The organism is Fulvivirga sedimenti (assembly GCF_020328055.1).
This window is the reverse complement of the sequence record NZ_JAIXNE010000002.1, coordinates 945,043-965,085: the sequence shown is the minus strand read 5'-3', so window position 1 is coordinate 965,085 and position 20,043 is coordinate 945,043. Positions and strand designations below refer to the sequence as shown.

The 20,043-nt window shown below is 44.5% G+C and carries 18 protein-coding genes; 10 read left to right on the top strand and 8 right to left on the bottom strand.

The features are described 5' to 3' along the window. Positions 1-95 precede the first annotated feature (95 nt). Genes LDX50_RS10640 through LDX50_RS10625 form a run of 4 tightly spaced genes read right to left on the bottom strand, consistent with a single transcriptional unit; the run spans position 96 to position 1,994 of the window. On the bottom strand, positions 96-257 hold the full coding sequence (locus tag LDX50_RS10640; RefSeq protein ID WP_225698430.1) for a DUF1328 domain-containing protein: 162 nt from the start codon (positions 255-257) through the stop codon (positions 96-98). Between the two features lie 44 nt (positions 258-301). Further along, positions 302-952 carry a hypothetical protein gene (locus tag LDX50_RS10635; protein ID WP_225698429.1) on the bottom strand — a complete coding sequence of 217 codons (651 nt, stop codon included), beginning with the start codon at positions 950-952 and terminating at the stop codon, positions 302-304. 5 nt (positions 953-957) lie between these two features. Then, complete coding sequence (locus tag LDX50_RS10630; RefSeq protein WP_225698428.1) at positions 958-1,545, bottom strand: hypothetical protein; 588 nt, start codon at positions 1,543-1,545, stop codon at positions 958-960. Continuing rightward, positions 1,542-1,994 (bottom strand): heme-binding domain-containing protein, encoded by a 453-nt coding sequence (locus LDX50_RS10625; RefSeq protein ID WP_225698427.1) that lies wholly within the window; start codon positions 1,992-1,994, stop codon positions 1,542-1,544. The genes LDX50_RS10630 and LDX50_RS10625 overlap by 4 nt, the downstream gene beginning before the upstream one ends. A 75-nt stretch (positions 1,995-2,069) precedes the next feature. Between LDX50_RS10625 and LDX50_RS10620 the strand changes: the two genes are divergently transcribed. After that, entirely contained in the window at positions 2,070-5,516 is a 3,447-nt protein-coding gene (locus tag LDX50_RS10620; RefSeq protein ID WP_225698426.1) for a pyruvate carboxylase, read from the top strand. Here LDX50_RS10620 and LDX50_RS10615 read toward each other — a convergent pair. Together LDX50_RS10615 and LDX50_RS10610 are read right to left on the bottom strand one after the other, a co-directional pair. Then, positions 5,500-6,249: a lysophospholipid acyltransferase family protein gene (locus LDX50_RS10615; RefSeq protein ID WP_225698425.1), complete on the bottom strand. Its 750-nt coding sequence runs from the start codon at positions 6,247-6,249 to the stop codon at positions 5,500-5,502. The two genes, LDX50_RS10620 and LDX50_RS10615, sit on opposite strands and share 17 nt — an antisense overlap. 124 nt (positions 6,250-6,373) lie before the next feature. Then, a complete protein-coding gene (locus LDX50_RS10610) occupies positions 6,374-7,138 on the bottom strand; it encodes a carboxypeptidase-like regulatory domain-containing protein (RefSeq protein WP_225698424.1) in 765 nt (254 codons plus the stop codon). A gap of 104 nt (positions 7,139-7,242) precedes the next feature. Between LDX50_RS10610 and LDX50_RS10605 the strand changes: the two genes are divergently transcribed. Next, on the top strand, positions 7,243-9,045 hold the full coding sequence (locus tag LDX50_RS10605) for an OmpA family protein (RefSeq protein WP_225698423.1): 1,803 nt from the start codon (positions 7,243-7,245) through the stop codon (positions 9,043-9,045). Here the strand turns inward: LDX50_RS10605 and LDX50_RS10600 are convergent, their stop codons facing one another. Next, a complete protein-coding gene (locus LDX50_RS10600) occupies positions 9,046-11,007 on the bottom strand; it encodes a M1 family metallopeptidase (protein WP_225698422.1) in 1,962 nt (653 codons plus the stop codon). A 102-nt stretch (positions 11,008-11,109) separates the two neighbouring features. Between LDX50_RS10600 and LDX50_RS10595 the strand changes: the two genes are divergently transcribed. From LDX50_RS10595 to LDX50_RS10565, 7 genes are all read left to right on the top strand, one after another. Beyond that, a complete protein-coding gene (locus LDX50_RS10595) occupies positions 11,110-11,466 on the top strand; it encodes a single-stranded DNA-binding protein (protein WP_225698421.1) in 357 nt (118 codons plus the stop codon). A gap of 70 nt (positions 11,467-11,536) precedes the next feature. After that, a complete protein-coding gene (locus LDX50_RS10590) occupies positions 11,537-13,534 on the top strand; it encodes a BatA domain-containing protein (RefSeq protein WP_225698420.1) in 1,998 nt (665 codons plus the stop codon). A 24-nt stretch (positions 13,535-13,558) separates the two neighbouring features. Then, entirely contained in the window at positions 13,559-14,812 is a 1,254-nt protein-coding gene (locus LDX50_RS10585; RefSeq protein WP_225698419.1) for a dihydroorotase, read from the top strand. 1 nt (position 14,813) lies between these two features. Further along, on the top strand, positions 14,814-15,344 hold the full coding sequence (locus tag LDX50_RS10580; protein WP_225698418.1) for a DUF4199 domain-containing protein: 531 nt from the start codon (positions 14,814-14,816) through the stop codon (positions 15,342-15,344). A 4-nt stretch (positions 15,345-15,348) separates the two neighbouring features. Then, complete coding sequence (locus LDX50_RS10575) at positions 15,349-15,879, top strand: DUF4199 domain-containing protein (RefSeq protein ID WP_225698417.1); 531 nt, start codon at positions 15,349-15,351, stop codon at positions 15,877-15,879. A 10-nt stretch (positions 15,880-15,889) separates the two neighbouring features. After that, positions 15,890-16,849, top strand: coding sequence for a glycosyltransferase family 2 protein (locus tag LDX50_RS10570; RefSeq protein ID WP_225698416.1), 960 nt, complete (start codon positions 15,890-15,892; stop codon positions 16,847-16,849). Next, positions 16,849-17,814, top strand: a complete 966-nt coding sequence (locus LDX50_RS10565) for a glycosyltransferase family 2 protein (protein WP_225698415.1) — start codon at positions 16,849-16,851, stop codon at positions 17,812-17,814. The genes LDX50_RS10570 and LDX50_RS10565 overlap by 1 nt, the downstream gene beginning before the upstream one ends. On the opposite strand, the gene LDX50_RS10560 is transcribed toward LDX50_RS10565, so the two are convergent. Further along, the gene (locus tag LDX50_RS10560) at positions 17,801-18,580 is read right to left on the bottom strand and encodes a class I SAM-dependent methyltransferase (protein ID WP_225698414.1); all 780 of its coding nucleotides are present in this window, start codon (positions 18,578-18,580) and stop codon (positions 17,801-17,803) included. The genes LDX50_RS10565 and LDX50_RS10560 overlap by 14 nt on opposite strands. A 153-nt stretch (positions 18,581-18,733) precedes the next feature. Between LDX50_RS10560 and LDX50_RS10555 the strand changes: the two genes are divergently transcribed. Next, the gene (locus tag LDX50_RS10555) at positions 18,734-20,017 is read left to right on the top strand and encodes an efflux RND transporter periplasmic adaptor subunit (protein ID WP_225698413.1); all 1,284 of its coding nucleotides are present in this window, start codon (positions 18,734-18,736) and stop codon (positions 20,015-20,017) included. Positions 20,018-20,043 lie beyond the last annotated feature (26 nt).

Below are 20,043 nucleotides of genomic sequence, written 5' to 3'. Positions count from 1 at the left end.
TAGCATTCGTGCATGATGAATTTGTTTAATCCAGTTTTACTTTTTCTCTTTTTGGATATGATGCAAACTCAGGTCATTTTCCATAAAGGAAAAAATTATCTCTTAATTGCGTTGCTTACCAGGGAGATGACAAATAAGATGAGAAAGACGAAGAAGAGAACTTTAGCAATGCCTGCAGCACTGGCTGCGATGTTTCCGAAACCAAAAACAGCAGCGATCAGGGCAATTATCAGGAATATGACTGACCAGCGTAACATGATAATAATATACAAAATCGGCGGAATAAAGTAAACTTACCGACTTAGTTGATCGGTAAATTCGATTTCTTTTGAAGCTTTTTTATCGCATAGTTCAGGGCGTCTTTCTGAATTTTGGCATTTGACCTGTTGATGATCATTTGATTCACGTCGTCATCAAAATCAGATTCAGAAGGGGTAACTTCCCAAGCGGTCATTCTGTGGTGGTAGATCATTTCACCATCGGGTACCGTAAATACCATCAGTTCAACACGTGCAGAATTTTCGGTATTATCCTCTCCGTCTGCACCGATGGAAAATCCCCCACCTTCCGATTCATTCCCCTCCAGGTTAAGCTGAAGCACGTAACGGAATCTTTTATCACAAAGAGTGGAGAGCATTTTACCGTCAGAGGCATCGATATCAGCGGGTGCCAGTCCATTTGCTATTGCCGCCGTGATGAACATAACAGAATCACCGATTCGTTTTTCCGTCAGCTTTAAGATCTGTTCGGTTAGTTCGATCCGGCTTTCCTGTGATACATTTGTTGCAAGGGCATTGATCAACCAGCTGGTTGATTTGAAGGTAACCTTATTAGGGGTGAGATATTTATCCTCGTAAGTGGTTGAGGAAGATTGTACCTGGGTAATGCTGCTGCACCGTTCAAGGTTAAACAATACGATCAGAAGGATTACGGTGATACAAAGACGGTTCACGATGATTATACCAGTATAATTTTTTTTCGTGGACCGACTTCAAATTCCGATGGCGGTCCGAAATGCCGCCCGATAAAATCATCCATTTCACCCAATGTTTTATCTGACAGGAGATTCGCCAGTTTGTCCAATACCATATGACTGATCATATAGGGCATTGCCGGCAGCAGCAGACGGTCATAAATGCACTGTGCGTAGATCTGATATTCAGCGGTTTCTTCCCTCGACGCCCCGGTGATCAGACATTCATCGATCCATTTCTCCGGTTCATCGGGAAAATCTTCGATAAGCTCATTCCGCCGCTTCTGATTCATATTCTTTTCCAGGAACTGGCCGATTTTCTGCATCGATTCCAGTGACATTTTCTGACGCATTTGATCTGCACAGTTGATACAAATGGCATATTCAAAGATCACATCATATCCCCTGAGGCCTTCATATTTCTTGATTGCTTTTTCAATAAAATACGGAATTTCCTTGTCCAATAAATACCGGTCACATTCTATGCATCGGTCAAAAAGTGTTCCGGTTGCATAGGACTGAAAAATTTCAGGGATCGGTTTTGCGGAAAATCGCAGTTCCTCTTCGTTCATTTCGTCGAAATAAAAGGTCCGTTTTTAACCCAACTGACCAGGGAATTTACCTGATCCTGGGTAAGTCGTGCTTCTTCGTGTGTCCAGGTGTAGCTGTCAAGGGGCATTTCTCCTTCACCTACTTCTTCCATGAGCTCTTCAAGCTTGTGGTTTTGACGTTTTGTTTCATAGTTGCCCCATTCCGAAAAATTCAAATGCTTCCGACCGTCATTGATATGATCTTTCAGCCAGAATTTCACAGGGGCGATATTGGAATACCACGGGTAAACCGTCTCATAGGAATGGCAGTCATAGCATGCCTGTTTAAGTATAATGCTAACTTCCTGCGGCGGATTGGTCATTGCAATAAAGTCTTTCGATGCTTCAACTTCAGGCACATCTGTATCAATTGGAATAAACTGAATAACGATGAGTGCCACCAAAAGGACTAATAAAATTTTTCGTATCATCTTGGTTGGTGATTCAATTGTCATTAATAACCGAATATAGTAACTTTTGCATCCATTTAGAATACTTCGTTTCCCATGAATACAGAATTAAAAGAAATAAACAAACTGATGGTCGCCAACCGGGGTGAGATCGCCATACGTATTTTACGTGCGGCATCTGAACTCAGAATCCGCACTGTCACCATCTTTACTTTTGAAGACAGGTACTCCCTCCATCGATATAAAGCCGATGAGGCGTACCAGATCGGGGCTGATAATGATCCGCTCAAACCCTACCTCGATATTGAGGAGATTATTTCTCTAGCGAAACGAAATAATGTGGATGCGATTCACCCGGGATATGGTTTTTTGTCGGAAAATGTGAAACTGGCAAGGCGTTGTCGTGAGGAAGGCATCATTTTCGTTGGACCTGAACCGGAGGTAATGGAACGTCTCGGGGATAAGGTTGAAGCCAAGAAAATTGCGCGCGCGGCTGAAGTCCCGGTTATTGAGGATAGTGATGAATCACTTACCTCCGTTGAAATTGCGAAGAAGGAAGCAGACCGCATTGGTTTTCCCGTTGTGGTTAAGGCTGCATCAGGCGGAGGAGGTCGGGGTATGCGTGTGGTACGAAAACGTGAAGATCTTGCCAATGCCTATGAAGAGGCCCGTAATGAAGCACTGAAGGCATTCGGTGATGACACAGTATTCCTGGAGAAATTTATTGATCAGCCCAAGCACATAGAAGTGCAGATCATGGCTGACAATTACGGTAATACTGTACACCTGTTCGAACGGGATTGCTCGGTACAGCGCCGTTTTCAGAAGGTCGTGGAGATTGCACCAAGTGTCACCTTGCAACAGGAAACCAGGGATAAGCTTTATGAATATGCCCTTAAAATAGCCCGGAGTGTATCCTACAATAATGTCGGAACTGTGGAGTTTCTGGTCGATCTCGAGGAAAATGTATATTTCATCGAGGTAAATCCCCGTGTTCAGGTAGAGCATACCATTACAGAAGAAATTACCGGGGTGGATATCGTTCGCAGTCAGATCCTGATTGCACGCGGCTTCGAACTTTCAGACCGACGTATTTTCCTGCGTACTCAGGATGATGTGAAGTGTAATGGATTCGCCATACAATGCCGGATTACGACGGAGGATCCTTCCAATAACTTTCAGCCTGATTACGGAACCATCATTGCCTATCGTAGTGCAAGTGGTTTTGGTATACGACTCGATGCCGGCAATTGCTATGCAGGCGTTACTATTTCCCCATTTTTTGATTCATTGCTTGTAAAGGTTTCGTCCTGGGGGCGCACGCTCAAGGGAGCATCAGAGCGCTTGAATCGTGCGTTAAGCGAATTCCGGATACGCGGGGTAAATACCAATATCGGATTCCTGGAAAATGTAATCAATCACCCGGTATTCTATCGGGGGGAGGCAACCGTAAACTTCATCAATGACCATCCGGAGCTGTTTGATATGCCCAGGAGGCTGAACCGGGGTACGCGGTTGTTAAATTACATCGGCCATATGTCGGTGAATGGGAATCCGAACATTAAGAAAGTTGACAAATCGAAAAAATTCCGGGAGCCGAAAGTGCCCGTGTATGATCGTCTGGGGGATTATCCTAAAGGAAGCAGGGACCGGCTTCATGAGCTCGGAAGGGAAGGCTTTGTAAATTGGCTCCGTGAGGAGAAGAAGATTCAATTCACAGACACAACATTTCGCGACGCGCATCAGTCCCTGTTGGCAACAAGGATGCGAACGATCGATATGCTGAAAGTAGCGGAGAGTTATGCCAAGAATCATCCGGAGGTCTTTAGTGTTGAAATGTGGGGTGGTGCTACCTTTGATGTCTGTATGCGATTTCTCCACGAAAACCCATGGGATCGGCTGAAATTGTTGAGGGAAGCAATGCCCAATATTCTCTTTCAAATGTTATTGCGCGGATCCAATGCGGTTGGATACAAGGCATATCCCGACAACCTGATTGAGAAATTTATCGAGAAATCTGCCGAAAATGGAATTGATATTTTCAGAATCTTCGATTCGTTGAACTGGATTGAAGCCATGAAGGTAAGTATACGGACTGTACGTGAACGAACCGATTCGCTGGCGGAGGCATGCATTTGCTATACAGGTGATGTAACTCACACCGATACCAAATATAATCTTCAGTATTACCTGGATATGGCGAAACAGCTGGAGGATGAGGGGGCGCACATCCTGGCGATTAAGGATATGGCGGGATTGCTGAAGCCTTCCGGAGCTGCCTTACTGATACCAGCATTAAAAAAGGCTGTTGATATTCCGATCCACCTTCATACCCATGATACATCTTCAATACAGGCCGCGACCTATCTGGAAGCTATTGCGGGAGGCGTGGATGTGGTTGACGTAGCGATTTCCTCCATGTCGGGACTTACTTCACAGCCAAACTTCAATTCTCTTCTGGCGGCGATGGAAGGCAATGAAAGGGAACAGAAAATGGATCTTCATTCGCTTAATAATTTTGCCGTCTACTGGGAAGATGTGCGGGAGTTGTATTATCCTTTTGAATCCGGTTTAAAAGCCGGAACTGCCGAAGTCTATGATCATGAGATTCCAGGCGGACAGTACAGCAACCTCAGGCCACAGGCAGCATCTCTCGGACTTGAGGATAAATTTGAGCTGGTTAAAAAGAATTATGCGGCTGTCAATAAGTTATTCGGAGACCTGGTCAAGGTGACCCCCTCATCTAAGGTGGTGGGAGACATGGCCCTGTTTATGACTGCGAATAATCTTACCGTAGAGGATGTACTGGAGCGCGGCCATACATTATCATTTCCGGAGTCGGTTCACAGTTTGTTCAAAGGAGAGCTTGGTCAGCCGTTTGGCGGTTTCCCCGGGAAGATTTCGGAGATCATCCTGAAGGGTGATAAGCCTTTTACAGACCGTCCGAATAAACACCTGGAACCCATAGATTTCACTAAGGAGTTCAAGGCATTCCAGAAGGAGTTTGATGAATACTGCGATGAGCTGGATTTCCTGTCATATAGCTTGTATCCCAAGGTTTTTACTGATTTCTATCATGCATGGCAGGAGTATGGTGAAATATGGAGACTGCCTACCAAGGCGTTCTTCTACGGACTGGATGACAGTGAGGAGATCTTCGTGGAAATAGGCAAGGGTAAGGCGATCATTATTAAAAAATTGTACACAACTCCTACCGATGAGAAGGGTATCAGTAAGGTGTATTTTGAAATGAACGGACAAACCCGAGTGCTGGAAGTGAAGGATATTCATTTTAAATCCGACAGGCCGGCACACCTGAAGGTGAGCAGTGATTTACATGTAGGTTCGCCCCTGATGGGTAGAATTGCAGAAGTAAAGGTGAAGGAAGGGCAAAATATCTCTGAAAGTGATCCGCTGTTCGTTATTGAAGCTATGAAAATGGAATCTACTGTTAGCGCTCCCCGGGATGGGAAAGTGAAAAGGATTTACATTCAGGCCGGAGAAATGGTCGAACAGGATGATCTGGTCATTGAGCTTGAGTGACCTGGAGGTCTTCTCCGGTCAGCATCCTGTACATGGTTGCATAGGTATGTGATCTCAAAGCTGCCGGTGTTTCAAAATCTTCCGGGGATATGGGTGATTCAAAGATTACCTTTATTCTTCCTGGGCGCACGCGCAGGGTTCCGGGTGGCATGAGATTTCCGGCATTCACAATCACAATGGGTACTACAGGCGTGGCCGTTTGAAATGAAGTTCGAAAAGCCCCGTCATAAAATGGCTGCAACGGCTGGTCGGTCCTGTTTTGTGTTCCCTCAGGGAAGATAAGGATCGATATGCCATGGCTCAGGATTTTTTTCAAAAGATTAAGGCTGGCTTTTCGGCTTTCCGGACTCGAGCGATCCACAACGATGGTAGCCGCCGCGACAATCCATCCGAAAATGGGTATTTTCTTTAATTCCTTTTTTGCCAATGGCCTGAATTGAGACACAATGCCCAGGCTGATTCCGGGTGCATCCAGAAACGATGTGTGATTGGAAACAAATATGTATGAATTCTTCCAGTTGACTTTTTCGCGGCCCGAGACATCATATCGGATGAAGGTGAGCATGCTGAAAATCCATGACCAGACCTTGAGTGCTCCGTAGGTAATGAATCCCAGCTTTTCACTGATCATTACCGGAAAAAGAATGAATGGCAGCAGGATGATCATGAAGACGGTAAAAACTAAAATCACCCATCCAGTATAAAGGCCACCCACGATATTTCGTAACATCATGCGGACAAATTACATACAAAAAATCGGTTTGTAAAAATCCAATTAATGCAGTAGTTTGGCTGAATTAAATTAATTATTTAACTCTTTGCTTGCATACACCTGTCCGGAAGGGCAGGTGTTTTTTTTAATCCCCGGGCTGTTCGTTAAATTTTTTAAGGCAATCTGATACCAGGAGTGCGATATCATATTCAGTGGCCGAGTAGATATAAGCTTCATCGATCTTGCAGAAATTCATGAATTCCTCAACCTCGTCCTCGGGCAGGCCGGTCAGTTGCATTACGACCTGTTCATTGTATTTCGCTTTCAGGATTTTTGTATAATCGTAGGTGGCAATGTCCTTCTCCAGTTTCCTGGAAGCTTTGGCCTCCCGGCTGAATTTGTTATGGAAAAACGAAAAAGGACCTCCAATCTGAAATACCGGATTTTCAGTCATCGGACCCGTACGGACACCCGGGATTTGTAAAGCCACGTTTTGATTATCATCCGGAACCTCAAGTTCAATGAGCGCCTGTTTGAGACTTTCCTCGTCGCGATAAGCGAAAATATTAACTGGCTTAAGGACCTGAGTGGAGGTATTTAGTTCAATTACAATTCGAAGTCGCCGGCTGTTCTGATCAGGATTTAGTGTGAAAGCATATGTTTCATAGCCGATGGCGGAAAACAGAATTGTATCGGAGGGCATCATTTTCATCCAGAACCTTCCTTCTGTATTACTCACCGTTCCCAGTCCGGAATTCGGATTCATGATGTGGACGTAGGGTACAGGATCTTTGGTATCGGATTCACGTATTTCACCCTCAATTTCTATGAATGGTAAGTTGGTCTGACCAAAAACAGCTGCCTTACATGCAATAAGGCAGAATAAAATCGTGAAAATACGCAATGGCATATGTAATGGTACGCAATTTTTGCCATTTGGATACAAAATCTTACAACTGTTTTGCCTGAACACCTTCTCAGCGTTTTTGCAACGGGCTGGTTCGTACATTTAATATGAACCAGTTTGTTAAACTCATGAAGAAGATCATTCTACTCTTACTTATTACAGTTGGAAATGTCTTTTTAGCTGTATCTCAGCCGTTTGGCGAGAATATGGAGCTAGTGAACCTGGGCAGAAAAGTGAATACAGGCTATCATGAAGCCGGTCCGGTTATATCACCGGATGGACGTACTTTATACTTTTTTGTGCATAATCATCCCGAAAACAACTATGGTAAAGAGGGTAGTCAGGATGTATGGTTTGTTCAAAAAGACGACGAAGGACAGTGGGGTGAGGCTAAACACCTTGATAAACCATTCAATATTCATCGCTCAAATCAGGTCTTTGGAATGCTCGAAGGAGGAAGTGTCCTCTTTATTCGTGGTGGTTCACGCAAAAACAATAAGGGATTCTCATTTATCCGAAAGAATGGCGATGGCTGGTCGGAGCCCCAGGAGGTAGAAGTCGATCAGTTTAAGCAAATGAATAAGGGGAAATTTTACGGTGCGACAATTTCAGCCAGCGGGGAGTTTCTGATACTTTACTTCAGCGAACGTGAGAATAGTAATTTCAGTGATCTGTACATAAGTAAACGCAAGGACAATGGTGATTATGGCGTACCTGTGAAGCTGAATGGACTGAATACCGGTCGTGATGAATTTGCTCCCTACCTTGCGCCGGATGATAAGACACTTTATTTTTCAAGTGGTCGTAAAGATGTTGGAATTGGAAGTGCGGATATTTATATGACGCGCCGTCTTGATGATACCTGGATGAAATGGTCTGAACCGGAAAACGTTGGAAGGCCTGTGAACACGCGTGCATTCGATGCATATCTGTGTGTTGATAAAGACATGAATGTTTTCGTTACACAGTCTGGCCGCACTATCGATGGCGGTAATCTTGACATTTTTACCCTCAAGCCACGTGAAATCAATATTCGTCTGATGGGAATGCTGGTCGATGAGGAGAACCGCCAGTCAATCGATGGAGAAATACGTATTGTGAGCCAGCATAATGAAGCAGATACTCTCTGGATTTCCGATGGAAAAGGTTCGTATGAAACCATGATCAATGCACAAACCAGCTACCAGTTTGAGGTAATTGCAGATGGCTATGAGCCACTGGAAGCTTCACTTACAGTGGGCGAGGTTTTGTCTGACTCCACAATTGTTCGTGATTTTGCCCTGAAGGCTAATGAACGAGCAGTAATGCTTACTGGTATCCTTTATAATGCAGAGACGCTTGAACCCATTTCCGGAACCGTAATGATGGATAATCCTGCGGGTAATGGAAAAGAAATCATTATCAAAACGAACAGTGATGGGTATTTTGAAAAAGAGCTCAACGTAGAAGGTTGGTATATGCTTACGGGTACCTCTGAAGGCTATATGAATGCAAACGACAGCATTCACAACGACCGATCGGAATTACTCGTTCAGCGCGATTTGTATCTGGATCCGATTGAGATTGGCGCGACCGTAAGACTGGATAATATTTTCTTTGATTTCGACAAGACTACCCTGAAGCCGGAATCTTACGGGGAACTGAATAAGGTGCTAAACTTCCTGGAAAGCAATCCTTCGGTGAACATCGAGATTGCCGGACATACCGATAATAAGGGATCCGATGAATACAATATAAATCTTTCCCAGGGAAGGGCACAGGCTGTAGTGAATTACCTCATCGATCAGGGAATTGAAGATGAACGGATCATTGCCCACGGTTATGGCGAAAGTGTTCCGGTGGACACCAATGATACAGATGCCGGTCGTGCGATTAATCGCCGTGTTGAATTTACTATTCTGAGTAAATAACTATTCAATCAGAATTTTTTGTTGGTAGCGCTGGCTGCCGACATTCACAAGTAACAAGTATATACCGGGACCCAGGTTTCCGGTATATACTGTTCTTTCTGTCATTGACAGGTTTTCCTTTTGCAAAAGGATCCGTCCCTGCATATCCATCACCTGAAGAAGCCTGAGTGGCTCAGTTCCCCCCTGTATTTGAATATACCCTTTCGCCGGGTTTGGATAGACGGAAATGCCGGCTGTGTTCAAGCCTTCAATTCCCGTTACACCTGCCCTTGTAATTGAATTTACCCGCTTTACCAGGTAGCGGTCCGGATCAAATGTAATTTCATTCACTTCACCTGGAAGATAGATTTTGAAAGTTTCACTGGCAGAAGCTGGTACCAGCCGAAGCAACGTATCAGAGCCGTTCAGAACTGCATTAACCGGCATCGGCGTTGTGAAAAAGGCTACTCCTCCGGCGGCTGAAGGAGATTGCCGTGCATTCACAATCAGGCTGTCATTTCTGTGTTCCCAAATAATATCATAGACCGGATTGCCCTGACCGAAATACCACTCATTAAAGAATGTAGTAAGGTCCAGCCCGGTTTCGGCCGACATAAGATCTCTGAAATCCTCACCGGTTGCCACATCGTCGCCGTATGCAGAGAGATAAGTCCGGAGGCCCTGAAAAAATGCATCGTCATTGTTTATCAGGTATCGAAGCATGTGGAGAATGGCCCCACCTTTATTATAGGTCAATCTGCCATCGAAAATTCGAAAGGGGTCATCGGCCTGTCCCGAGGGTACATAGACAGATCCGAGTGGTGCGCTGAGGATACTTTGGTGGCGTGAGTCCATCCAGGACCTTGCAGTATTTTCATCGATAAGGAATTCGATCGCCAGGTATTCACAATACCGTGCAAAGCCTTCGTTGATCCAGATGTCGTTCCAGGTTTCGCAGGTTATATGATCGCCAAACCATTGGTGGCCTAATTCGTGGGCATCGATGGTGAACGAGAAGAAATCCATGGTCGACATAGTCTGATGCTCCATCCCACCTCCAAGTGGTGCCATGGTATGGCCATATTTTTCATCGGAGTAGGGATAAGGTCCGAAAAGTTCTGAAAAGAGTTCCAGCATATCTCCAACCTGATCCAGGTCATCCTGATACTGAGGAAGTGTGCCTGGATGGTCATAGATGTAATTCACTACTGGAAATGTGGGCTGCCCGGCCAGGGAAACATCGTAGGAATAATCCTGGTAATCAGCAATTGCCATAGATATAAGGTAGTATGCAATCGGGTGCCTGGTTTCCCACTCATAGCGAGACCGGTTATCGGGTAATTCCGTAATGCGGGACAGGGTCCCGGCAGCGCCTGCCTTCAGAGAGGATGGTACGGTGATGTAAATGTAGGCGGAATCTGCTTTATCGGTCAGGACCTGTTTGGTTGGCCACCAATCCAGTGCGTTGAAGGGTTCCGATAACGTCCAGGTTACACGTCGATTCCAGTCGGGATCCAGCTCACTGCTGATTCCTTTGAAAAATCCGGCATCCACAGGCGGTGTGCCATGGTAGTAAATTCGAATATCAACAGGATCACCGGCAGTGACCGGGTCGGGGAGTGTGATGACAACGAGATCGTTGGCATGGGTGAAAGGGATATCCGAGGATGTGGAAAGGTCTTCGATTCTGTCGATAATCAGGGCGTCGGTAAGTTCAAGAACCATTTCTGCCAGCGGGTCCTTCAGGGCGGTTGCCAGTATTCGAACAGAACCGTCCAGGTCGGTTGACAGATTATCTGCACTAATGTCCAGGTGATAGAAGTTTACATCATAATCATGCAGGCGGCTGTCTTCCAATGGCCGCGAAGCATAGCCTGGCCGATTAACAGGACTGGTGCCTTTTACACAAATAGCTGGTGTAAGATCCTGTCCGTAGGTGGTTCCGTAAAGAATCAAAAACAATATAAGTACCGATTTTCTCATAGTACAATGTAAAAATATTTCCTGACTTAAGCAGATATTATGTACTTGTGGTAGTCCGTCACAGTATTCATATTTCGACATGTTTAATCAAATTATATAAAGATGAAGAAATTAAAGAATAATGTTCGCTTGATCGGTCGGTTAGGAAAAGACCCGGAAGTCCGGAATCTTCCGGGGGGAAAAATGGTGGCGAATTTTTCCCTTGCGACTTCTGATAATTATAAAAACGGTGACGGGGAAAGGGTGGAGGAGACTCAATGGCATAATATTGTGGTATGGGGAAAACTGGCTGAAATTGCCTCGGAATATCTCAAGAAGGGGAACGAGGTAGCCCTCGAAGGAAAGCTGATACACAGAAAATATGAAACAGGAAAGGGAGAGGTTCGTTATATTACAGAAATTAATGTCGACGAAATCCTGATGCTCGGCCCAAAATCGGCAAAGGCTGTTAAAGGTTAGTTGTTGATTGGCGGAGTAAATGCGGAAGCATGTAGCACAGGTATGACTGTTTTTACTACTTTTGCATGAAATGAGTTTTCAGAATCCTCAGCTTCTTTTTGGTCTTTTTGCACTGGTCATTCCCATTCTGATCCATTTTTTTAATTTTCGTAAAACGAGGAAAGTCTATTTTTCAAACACGAGATTTCTTCAGAAAGTTAAAGAATCGACAGCAACGCGGAAGCGGCTAAAGCACTACCTTATTCTCGCATCAAGACTGTTATTCATTTTCTTTCTGGTTTTGGCATTTGCCCAGCCTTTCCTGCCGGCACCAGAAAGCAGTTCGTCGGGGGATCCGGTATTCGTTTATTTGGATAATTCATGGAGTATGAGCAATGAGGTGGATGATGGTGTACCCGCACTGGATCGAAGCATTGGTTTTCTGGATGAATTAGTGCGTCAATTTCCTCCAACAACGCAATATAAGCTGCTCACCAACGACTTTCTCGCTTCTTCCAGGACCCTGAAAAGTGCAAGGGAAATGGAGGAATTGATCACAGAAATTGAATATAGCGGGGTGCCCCGCCGTATGGATGAGGTGTTGAGCCGGCTGGAAGCAGACACGCAGGGTAGCAGTGTCAATCTTTTCTGGCTAAGTGATTTTCAAAAAGCAACGTTGGGTGCTGATGTATTGAACTTTGATTCAAGCCGGCAGATCAATATTGTTCCATTTGAATTCAGCAATGACGCAAACGCTTTTGTCGATTCACTTTATGTGGAAAATCCGCTGATGATCACCGATGAGCAGGTTCGTCTTCATGTGATTTTCAGCAAAGTGGGTGGATCCGGTTCGGGCGAGGTTATTGCAAAGGTATATCTGGATGGTGTTCAGTCGGGAACTGCCAGCGTATCATTATCGGCCAACAGTCGCCAGGAACTGGTTTTTGATTTGTCTGTTGATCGCTCCAGGCCGCACCGGGGGAAGATAGTCTTTGAGGAGTTTCCTGTGACCTTCGATAATGAGTTTAATTTTGTGCTAAATATCCCTGAGACCATTGTTGTCCTGGATATTAAGGGGGGGGATGCGATAACACCGGTAGAACTTGTTTATGGAAACTCCGATTTATTCGACCTTGTTTCGCAACCGGCCTCAAATTTGGATTACAACCAAATTGAATTGTCAGACCTGGTGATTATCAATGGAATAAATGTACTTGATCCTCCCCTGGCAACCGCTCTCAACCGGTATCTTGGTGCAGGCGGTACAGTTATGATGATCCCGGGAGAAAATATTTCGGTCGAATCTTACAGAAACCTCAATGGTTTGGGAAGCTTGCAACTATATGATTCTATGGGTCTGAATACGTTGTCAACCCCGGATTATGATAACCCATTCTTTGATAATGTATTTGAAGAAAGAAATGATCGGCTTCAGATGCCGGCAGCCATTCCGATCGTAACATCAGATATCTTCAGGGAAAAAATATTATCCTTTCCGGATGGAAAACCATTCCTGTCGGTCCGCCGTGGAACCGGAGATATTTATTTAATGTCAACCCCTCTTTCCGAAGCATATGGGAATTTCTCAAGACATGCATTATTTGTGCCGGTTATGTACAAGGTAGCTGTTTCAGGTAAATCAGAGAGGAATGAATTATATCGTTACATCAATCGCAGTTCGTTCTCTTTGAAACAGGACAGCACAGCTACGAACTCATTATACAAACTTATTCGGGAAGATGAAGAGATTATCCCTCAACAACGGGTTGATGGCAACAGAATTTATTTTGAGGTTCCGAGGTTCACACTCTCCACAGGGTTCTATGAATTGTACCGTGATGAAACGTTTCTTGGCCTTGTGGCTTTTAATACAGATCCCGAAGAATCGGATATCCGGCAAATGAACCGGGAAGAAGTGGTTCAGGCATTTCAGGGAAAGCTGGTTGATGTATTAAGTGTTGATAGTCAGAGCGATTTTGCCGGTGTAATTTCAGAGAAATTCATTGGGAAGACGTTATGGAAGGAGGCGTTGATGCTTGCTTTGTTATTTTTATTGCTGGAAGTTTTACTGATACGATTTATGCCTTAATTTGCAATTAATTAATTATCCCGAATGAAATTATTGATAAAAGGAGCAAGGATCTGTGACAGAAACTCACCATTTCATGGTAAGGTCAAGGATGTACTCATCGACAGGGGCAGGATTGGCATAGCAGCCGAAGGATTAAAGACGGATAAGGTAATTAATGGGAAAGGTATGTTTCTTACCCCGGGATGGGTTGATATGTGGTGCTGGCTTGCTGATCCGGGTTTTGAACATAAGGAAACGCTTGAGTCTGGCCTGAGCGCAGCAGCTGCTGGCGGATTTACCGGCATTGCTCTTCTTCCTAATAATCAGCCGGTTACACAATCAAAGAACGATATTATTTCCCTGAAAAATGCAGCGAAGGGTGTAACCGAAATATTCCCGCTTGCTGCCGTTACGAGGGAAACGAATGGTACAGAACTGACGGAAATGATTGATTTACATTCCGCAGGTGCTGTTGGTTTTACCGATGGCTTCAATCCAATTTGGCATTCAGATATTTTATTAAAGAGCCTGCAATACCTTCAAAAGTTTGATGGTATTCTTATCAACAGGCCGGAGGATCGGCATTTAACGCAGTTTGCTACGATGCATGAAGGAATTCAAAGTACGATGCTCGGAATGAAGGGAATGCCTGAACTGGCTGAATCACTAATGATCAGCCGGGATATTGATTTGCTCCGTTATGCAGGGGGAAAAATTCACTTCAGTACGATCTCAGCCGGAGAATCTGTTGCACTTATCCGACAAGCCAAAAAGGAAGGACTGAATGTAACCTGTGATATGGCTGGTTTTCAGACTGAATTTCTTGATGAGGACTTGAATGATTTTGATACAAATCTGAAAGTGAATCCTCCATTTCGTAATAAAACCAATCGTCGGGCTTTGATCCGGGGACTGAAGGACAATACTGTTGATGTCATTGTATCTGCTCATTGTCCGCAGGACGAAGAAAGTAAGAAACTTGAATTTGATCTCGCTGATTTTGGCTTGATCAGTTTGCAAACCCTTGGAGCAAACCTGGTATCGCTATCTGAAGAAATTCCTCTGGAGCAACTGCTGGATAAAGTCTCTGTAAGGCCCAGGGAGATACTGGGAATGCCTGCAGCTGTTATCGATGATGGACGAGAAGCGAACCTGACCCTGTTTGATCCAAATGCCGAGTGGGAGTTCAATGGAAGTTCAAATCGAAGTAATTCCAGGAACAGCCCGTACATCGGTAAAAAGTTAAAAGGAAAGGCGGTTGCAGTGATTCGGGGTACAACTACTGAACTCCTTTGAGATGACTATTCCACCAATTCTTCGTGTCCCTCTTAAGTATGGCTTTTTCGGTGGATTGCTGGGTATTGCCGTGATGGTGTTTATTTTTTATTTCGGCACCAATCACCCGCAGCTGTTTCCAGTCTTCCTCGATTTCAGGATTCTCCTGTTTGCTATTTTTATATTCTTCAGCATCCGTGAATTCCGTGATTTCAAACAAGCCGACGTCCTGCATTTCTGGCAGGGAATGATTATTGGAATGGCGTGTTATCTGACCATCTCACTGGTAGTTTCCGTTTTTTTGGGAGTCTTTGGAACCCTCGTTCCTGAATATACCCAACATTATATTGATGAGATCGGCACCATTTTACGAACAAGTGAATCTGAGATAATTGAGAAGGTAGGAGAAGAAGCATATAAAAATCAGGTTGAAACCTTGCCGTTCACCACGATAACCGACCTCGCAGTGGATTATTTGCTTAAAAGTATGTTCATTGGGTTATTTTTAACCATCATAATTTCTGTTATCTTAAGACGTCAACCTAAAAATTAGAAACATGGAAGAACAATACGTAAATCCTCCTTCAGTTGGGAAAGTTGCCTTTAAGTGGGGCCTTATCACTGGACTGATCATGATCGTTTATTCACTGGTGATTAACATGATGGGTCAGTTTGGCAATCAGGCACTTGGAGCTGTTTCCTACGTGTTCATTATTTTCGGCATTATCATGGCCCATAAGGAATATAAAGATTCGGGCGATGGATATATGTCTTACGGAAAGGGACTTGGTATAGGTACATTAACAACCTTGATTGCAGCGGTTCTTAGTGCCATCTTCAGCTATATCTACATGACCATGATTGACCCTACGGTTATGGATATGATCCGCGATCAGCAGATCTCCGATATGGAAGGAAGAGGCATGTCCGACGCACAGATTGAGCAGGCAATGAGCATGACAGAATCCTTCATGTCCCCGGGATTCATATCATTTATTGCGGTTTTCATAATTACATTAGTCGGGTTTATTTTATCTTTGATCATCACTGCGTTCACAAAGAACAGCAATCCCGAATTAGAGATGTAATATGACTAATATGCCTGACGTTTCGGTTGTTATTCCCCTGTACAATGAAGAGGAATCACTCTCGGAACTAAATGACTGGATAAGCCGTGTGATGCAATCACACGGCTTTACTTATGAGGTAATTTTTGTAGATGATGGCAGTACCGACCGTTCCTGGGCTATCGTTGAGGACCTGAATCAAAAGTTTGAACAGGTTCGGGGAATTCGTTTTAACAGGAATTTTGGAAAATCCGCAGCCCTGAATACCGGATTTAAAGCATCATCCGGCAAAGTAGTTATCTCTATGGATGCAGACCTGCAGGATTCCCCCGATGAGATTCCTGAACTGTACCGAATGATTACCGAGGAGGGTTTTGATATGGTTTCCGGTTGGAAGAAAGTAAGACATGATCCCCTGAGTAAAACCATACCCTCGCGTTTTTTTAATTCGGTTACCCGGCAGATTTCAGGAATTAAGCTGCATGATTTTAACTGTGGTTTGAAAGCATACAGAGGCGAGGTGGTTAAACACATTCAGGTATATGGTGAAATGCACCGTTACATTCCTGTGATCGCCAAGTGGAATGGATATAAGCAGATTGGCGAAAAGGTTGTGGAGCATCGCCCGCGAAAATACGGCACGACAAAATTTGGTCTGGAACGATTTATTACGGGATTCCTTGATCTTCTGTCCGTCACATTTGTTTCCAAATTTCGGCAGAAGCCAATGCATTTGTTCGGAACGCTCGGGACCCTTTCATTTCTCTCCGGTTTTTTCATAACCTTATGGCTGATCGGACAAAAGGTCTATGGTATATATGCAGGTAAAGAAGTTCGTGAAGTGGTTGATCAGCCGTTATTCTTCCTGGCACTTGTAGCACTCGTTGTGGGTGTCCAACTTTTTCTTGCCGGCTTCCTTGCCGAAATGATGGCCATGCGGTCACAATCCAGCAAAGAATACCTTGTTTCCAAAAGGGTTGGTTTTGAGTAATGTATTTTTATTCTGTAATCATACCTGTCTACAATCGCCCGGATGAACTTGAAGAACTTCTGTCGAGTCTTACACGACAGCACTATACTAATTTTGAAGTAATTGTCATTGAAGACGGTTCCTCCCGTCGCTGTGAAGATGTTGTGAACAGATTCAAGGATCAATTAGCTGTTACATACATTGAAAAAAAGAATAGCGGTCAGGGATTCAGCAGAAATGTAGGCTTTGAGGCTGCGAAAGGAGATTATTATCTGGTATTTGATTCCGACTGTATCATTCCGGAGACCTATTTTCAGTCGGTGGAGAAATTCTTATCGGCAGACAGACTTGATGCTTTCGGAGGGCCGGATCGGTCACATCCTTCATTTACATTGTTACAGAAGGCGATCAGTTGCGTCATGACATCCCCATTAACTACCGGAGGAATCAGGGGCGGGAAAAAGCGTCTTGGTCCGTTTCATCCACGCAGCTTCAATATGGGTATTTCAAAAGAAGTCTTTGAGGCCATCGGAGGCTACAAAATTACCCGTATGGGAGAAGATATAGAATTCAGTATTCGAATCCATGAATCGGGATTCAGGGTCGGCCTGATTCCTGATGCCTTCGTGTATCATAAGCGAAGAACTAATTTGGTTGATTTCTACCGTCAGCTGCATTTTTTTGGACGTGCAAGAATCAATATAGGGAGGTTTTTTCCCGGTGAGATCAGGACAGTTCATTTCTTCCCCGCGTTGTTCACGGTTGGTTTTCTCCTGCTCTGGGTTTTGCCATTTATCTCATTACAGCTTTTTAATATTGGGATAAGCTTGTATGGTGTTTATTTTTTGCTGCTGTTTATTACTTCGTTGTTCAAAACTAAAAACCTGCTCGTTGCTGTGCTTAGTATTCCAGCGGGATTTATTCAATTGTTCGCCTATGGAATAGGTTTTATTACCGAAGGGATACGCCGGATTACAAAAGGCTAGGTTTTCTGGAAAAGTAAATGATCTCACGGGGCGGCAAGGCATATTTTTGAACAGTTTCAGGTCCAAGTTCCTCGGCATAGTGATCCTCGCGCACATCAAAGCCCACCGATCGTATTCTGGCGCCATAGTCCTTTCCGTACAACCGAACGTGATCATCCTGTCCGTAGGCTTCTTCCCTGTCCTTTGGTTTTACAATTGTCTTGTCTTCCTGCGTAACCTCAGGGATGGGCGAAAAGAACGGTACCTGCATAATGGCCCATCCGCCGGGCTTCAGCACCCGAAAAATTTCCTGCATCGCCTGGATGTCATTATCTACATGTTCCATCACATGATTACACATGACGATGTCAAATGTACCTTCTTCAAACGGGATCTGGTGGATATCCATTTTAACCTTCGCCAACGGTGATTCCAGGTCGGCAGTAATGTACCCCTGCCCGTGCATCTCCTCAAAGGGTTTCATGAAACACTGCTCCGGTGCAATATGAAGGAAGGAGGCCGGCTGTGAGAAAAAGTCAGTCTTTTCTTTTAGATAAAGCCATAGCAGTCTGTGTCTTTCCAGGGATAGTGAATCCGGGCAAAGCGCATTTTCGCGCGGATTGAGCCGGCCATAAGGCAGAAATTTGCGATAGCTGCGGTTTATTATCGGACAAGTGACATTATTTCCGCGCAGAAATAAACCGGCAACTTTCAGTGCCGGTTTGTTGATCAGCTGCAAGTATTTCCGTGGTACGTTCCGAAGTAAAAAACTAACGAGTCGTTTCATGTGTTGTAAAGATAGAGATTGTACGGAAAAAAGCAGTTTTACCTCTAGTTGATGAGTGCAGATACAATTATATCGACGGTATCGTAGTTGTTTTTATGGTAAGACTTTTACGACTGTTATGATCTAACTTTGACTTATAAAACGTTGTCTACTATGAAGAAGAGATATTGGATTTACATTATCGTGGCGATTGCTGCAATTGCACTCACCTATATACTTACTCAGGGTGGAGAAACCAGTGAACGTGATATCCTGGTAACAGCGAAGAGAGGTGACTTTACCGTCGAAATCACTACTTCAGGTGAATTGGAAGCACGAAACTCCGTGAATATTCTGGGGCCTTCAGGGCTGCGGTCTGTAGGGATCTGGCGGGTTGAGATTCGTGATATCGTAGATGAGGGAACAAAAGTTAAAAAAGGTGATTACGTCGCCCAATTGGATCAGACAGAGATTCTGAGCCGAACTGAATCGAGTGACATTGAAGTGCAGCAGAGCATTTCTGAGTATACACAGGTTCAGCTTGATACAGCACTTGAATTACGACGCGCAAGGGACGAATTGATCAATTTGAAATTTGCTGTGGAGGAAAAGGAGATTATTCTTTCTCAATCTCAATATGAACCACCGGCAACGATCAAACAGGCTGAAATTAACGTGGAAAAGGCACAGCGTGCCTACAGGCAGGCCCTTGAGAACTATAAATTGACAAAAAGAAAAGCGGCAGCCCGAATGTCTGAGGCGGCTGCAGATCTAAGAGAGGATCAGATGGAGCTTGACAGACTGAAGGCGTTGCTTTCGCAGTTTAGGATCACTGCCCCTGAAGACGGCATGGTAACGTATAAACGCGGACGAAACGGACAAAAACAGGGTGTTGGCGCCACCGTTGAGCCCTGGGATCCTACTGTTGCTACACTGCCCGATCTCGGAAGAATGATGTCCCGCACATTTGTAAATGAAATAGATATCCGTTCTGTACAAAAGGGTCAAACTGTTAAAATTGGTCTGGATGCCTATCCTGAAAAAGAATTGACAGGAGTTGTGATAGATGTTGCCAATATCGGTGAACAGCGGCCCAATTCAGACGCTAAGGTATTCATGGTGAATATTGAAGTAAATGAGACCGATACGACCTTACGTCCGTCCATGACCACGAGTAACACCATTCTGGCCGACCGTATTCCTGATGTTGTTTTTGTACCACTTGAGTGTTTGCATAATCAGGGGGACTCGCTCACCTATGTGATCCGTAAAAACGGTTTGACGTATTCCCGTCAGCAGGTTCTGGTGGGTAAGACCAACGCAAATGAGGCTGTAATCCTCGACGGCGTTTCTGAAGGTGATGAACTCTACCTTTCGATCCCTCCGGATGTTGAGGATACGCCCCTTGCTCTTCTCACAGATGTTCCTGAAAACGTCGCAGTAAAAGAAGAAAACTAGTATGTGGCAAAAAATAGTCTCCAATT

What these genes read in the sequence shown, in the direction of transcription:
- LDX50_RS10630 (WP_225698428.1), bottom strand. Translation starts at nt 1,545, where the DNA reads ATGAACGAAGAGGAACTGCGATTTTCCGCAAAACCGATCCCTGAAATT.
- LDX50_RS10555 (WP_225698413.1), top strand. Translation starts at nt 18,734, where the DNA reads ATGAAGAAGAGATATTGGATTTACATTATCGTGGCGATTGCTGCAATT.
- LDX50_RS10600 (WP_225698422.1), bottom strand. Translation starts at nt 11,007, where the DNA reads ATGAGAAAATCGGTACTTATATTGTTTTTGATTCTTTACGGAACCACC.
- LDX50_RS10615 (WP_225698425.1), bottom strand. Translation starts at nt 6,249, where the DNA reads ATGATGTTACGAAATATCGTGGGTGGCCTTTATACTGGATGGGTGATT.
- LDX50_RS10620 (WP_225698426.1), top strand. Translation starts at nt 2,070, where the DNA reads ATGAATACAGAATTAAAAGAAATAAACAAACTGATGGTCGCCAACCGG.
- LDX50_RS10585 (WP_225698419.1), top strand. Translation starts at nt 13,559, where the DNA reads ATGAAATTATTGATAAAAGGAGCAAGGATCTGTGACAGAAACTCACCA.
- LDX50_RS10560 (WP_225698414.1), bottom strand. Translation starts at nt 18,580, where the DNA reads ATGAAACGACTCGTTAGTTTTTTACTTCGGAACGTACCACGGAAATAC.
- LDX50_RS10610 (WP_225698424.1), bottom strand. Translation starts at nt 7,138, where the DNA reads ATGCCATTGCGTATTTTCACGATTTTATTCTGCCTTATTGCATGTAAG.
- LDX50_RS10590 (WP_225698420.1), top strand. Translation starts at nt 11,537, where the DNA reads ATGAGTTTTCAGAATCCTCAGCTTCTTTTTGGTCTTTTTGCACTGGTC.
- LDX50_RS10605 (WP_225698423.1), top strand. Translation starts at nt 7,243, where the DNA reads ATGAACCAGTTTGTTAAACTCATGAAGAAGATCATTCTACTCTTACTT.
- LDX50_RS10625 (WP_225698427.1), bottom strand. Translation starts at nt 1,994, where the DNA reads ATGATACGAAAAATTTTATTAGTCCTTTTGGTGGCACTCATCGTTATT.
- LDX50_RS10570 (WP_225698416.1), top strand. Translation starts at nt 15,890, where the DNA reads ATGCCTGACGTTTCGGTTGTTATTCCCCTGTACAATGAAGAGGAATCA.
- LDX50_RS10580 (WP_225698418.1), top strand. Translation starts at nt 14,814, where the DNA reads ATGACTATTCCACCAATTCTTCGTGTCCCTCTTAAGTATGGCTTTTTC.
- LDX50_RS10595 (WP_225698421.1), top strand. Translation starts at nt 11,110, where the DNA reads ATGAAGAAATTAAAGAATAATGTTCGCTTGATCGGTCGGTTAGGAAAA.
- LDX50_RS10575 (WP_225698417.1), top strand. Translation starts at nt 15,349, where the DNA reads ATGGAAGAACAATACGTAAATCCTCCTTCAGTTGGGAAAGTTGCCTTT.
- LDX50_RS10565 (WP_225698415.1), top strand. Translation starts at nt 16,849, where the DNA reads ATGTATTTTTATTCTGTAATCATACCTGTCTACAATCGCCCGGATGAA.
- LDX50_RS10640 (WP_225698430.1), bottom strand. Translation starts at nt 257, where the DNA reads ATGTTACGCTGGTCAGTCATATTCCTGATAATTGCCCTGATCGCTGCT.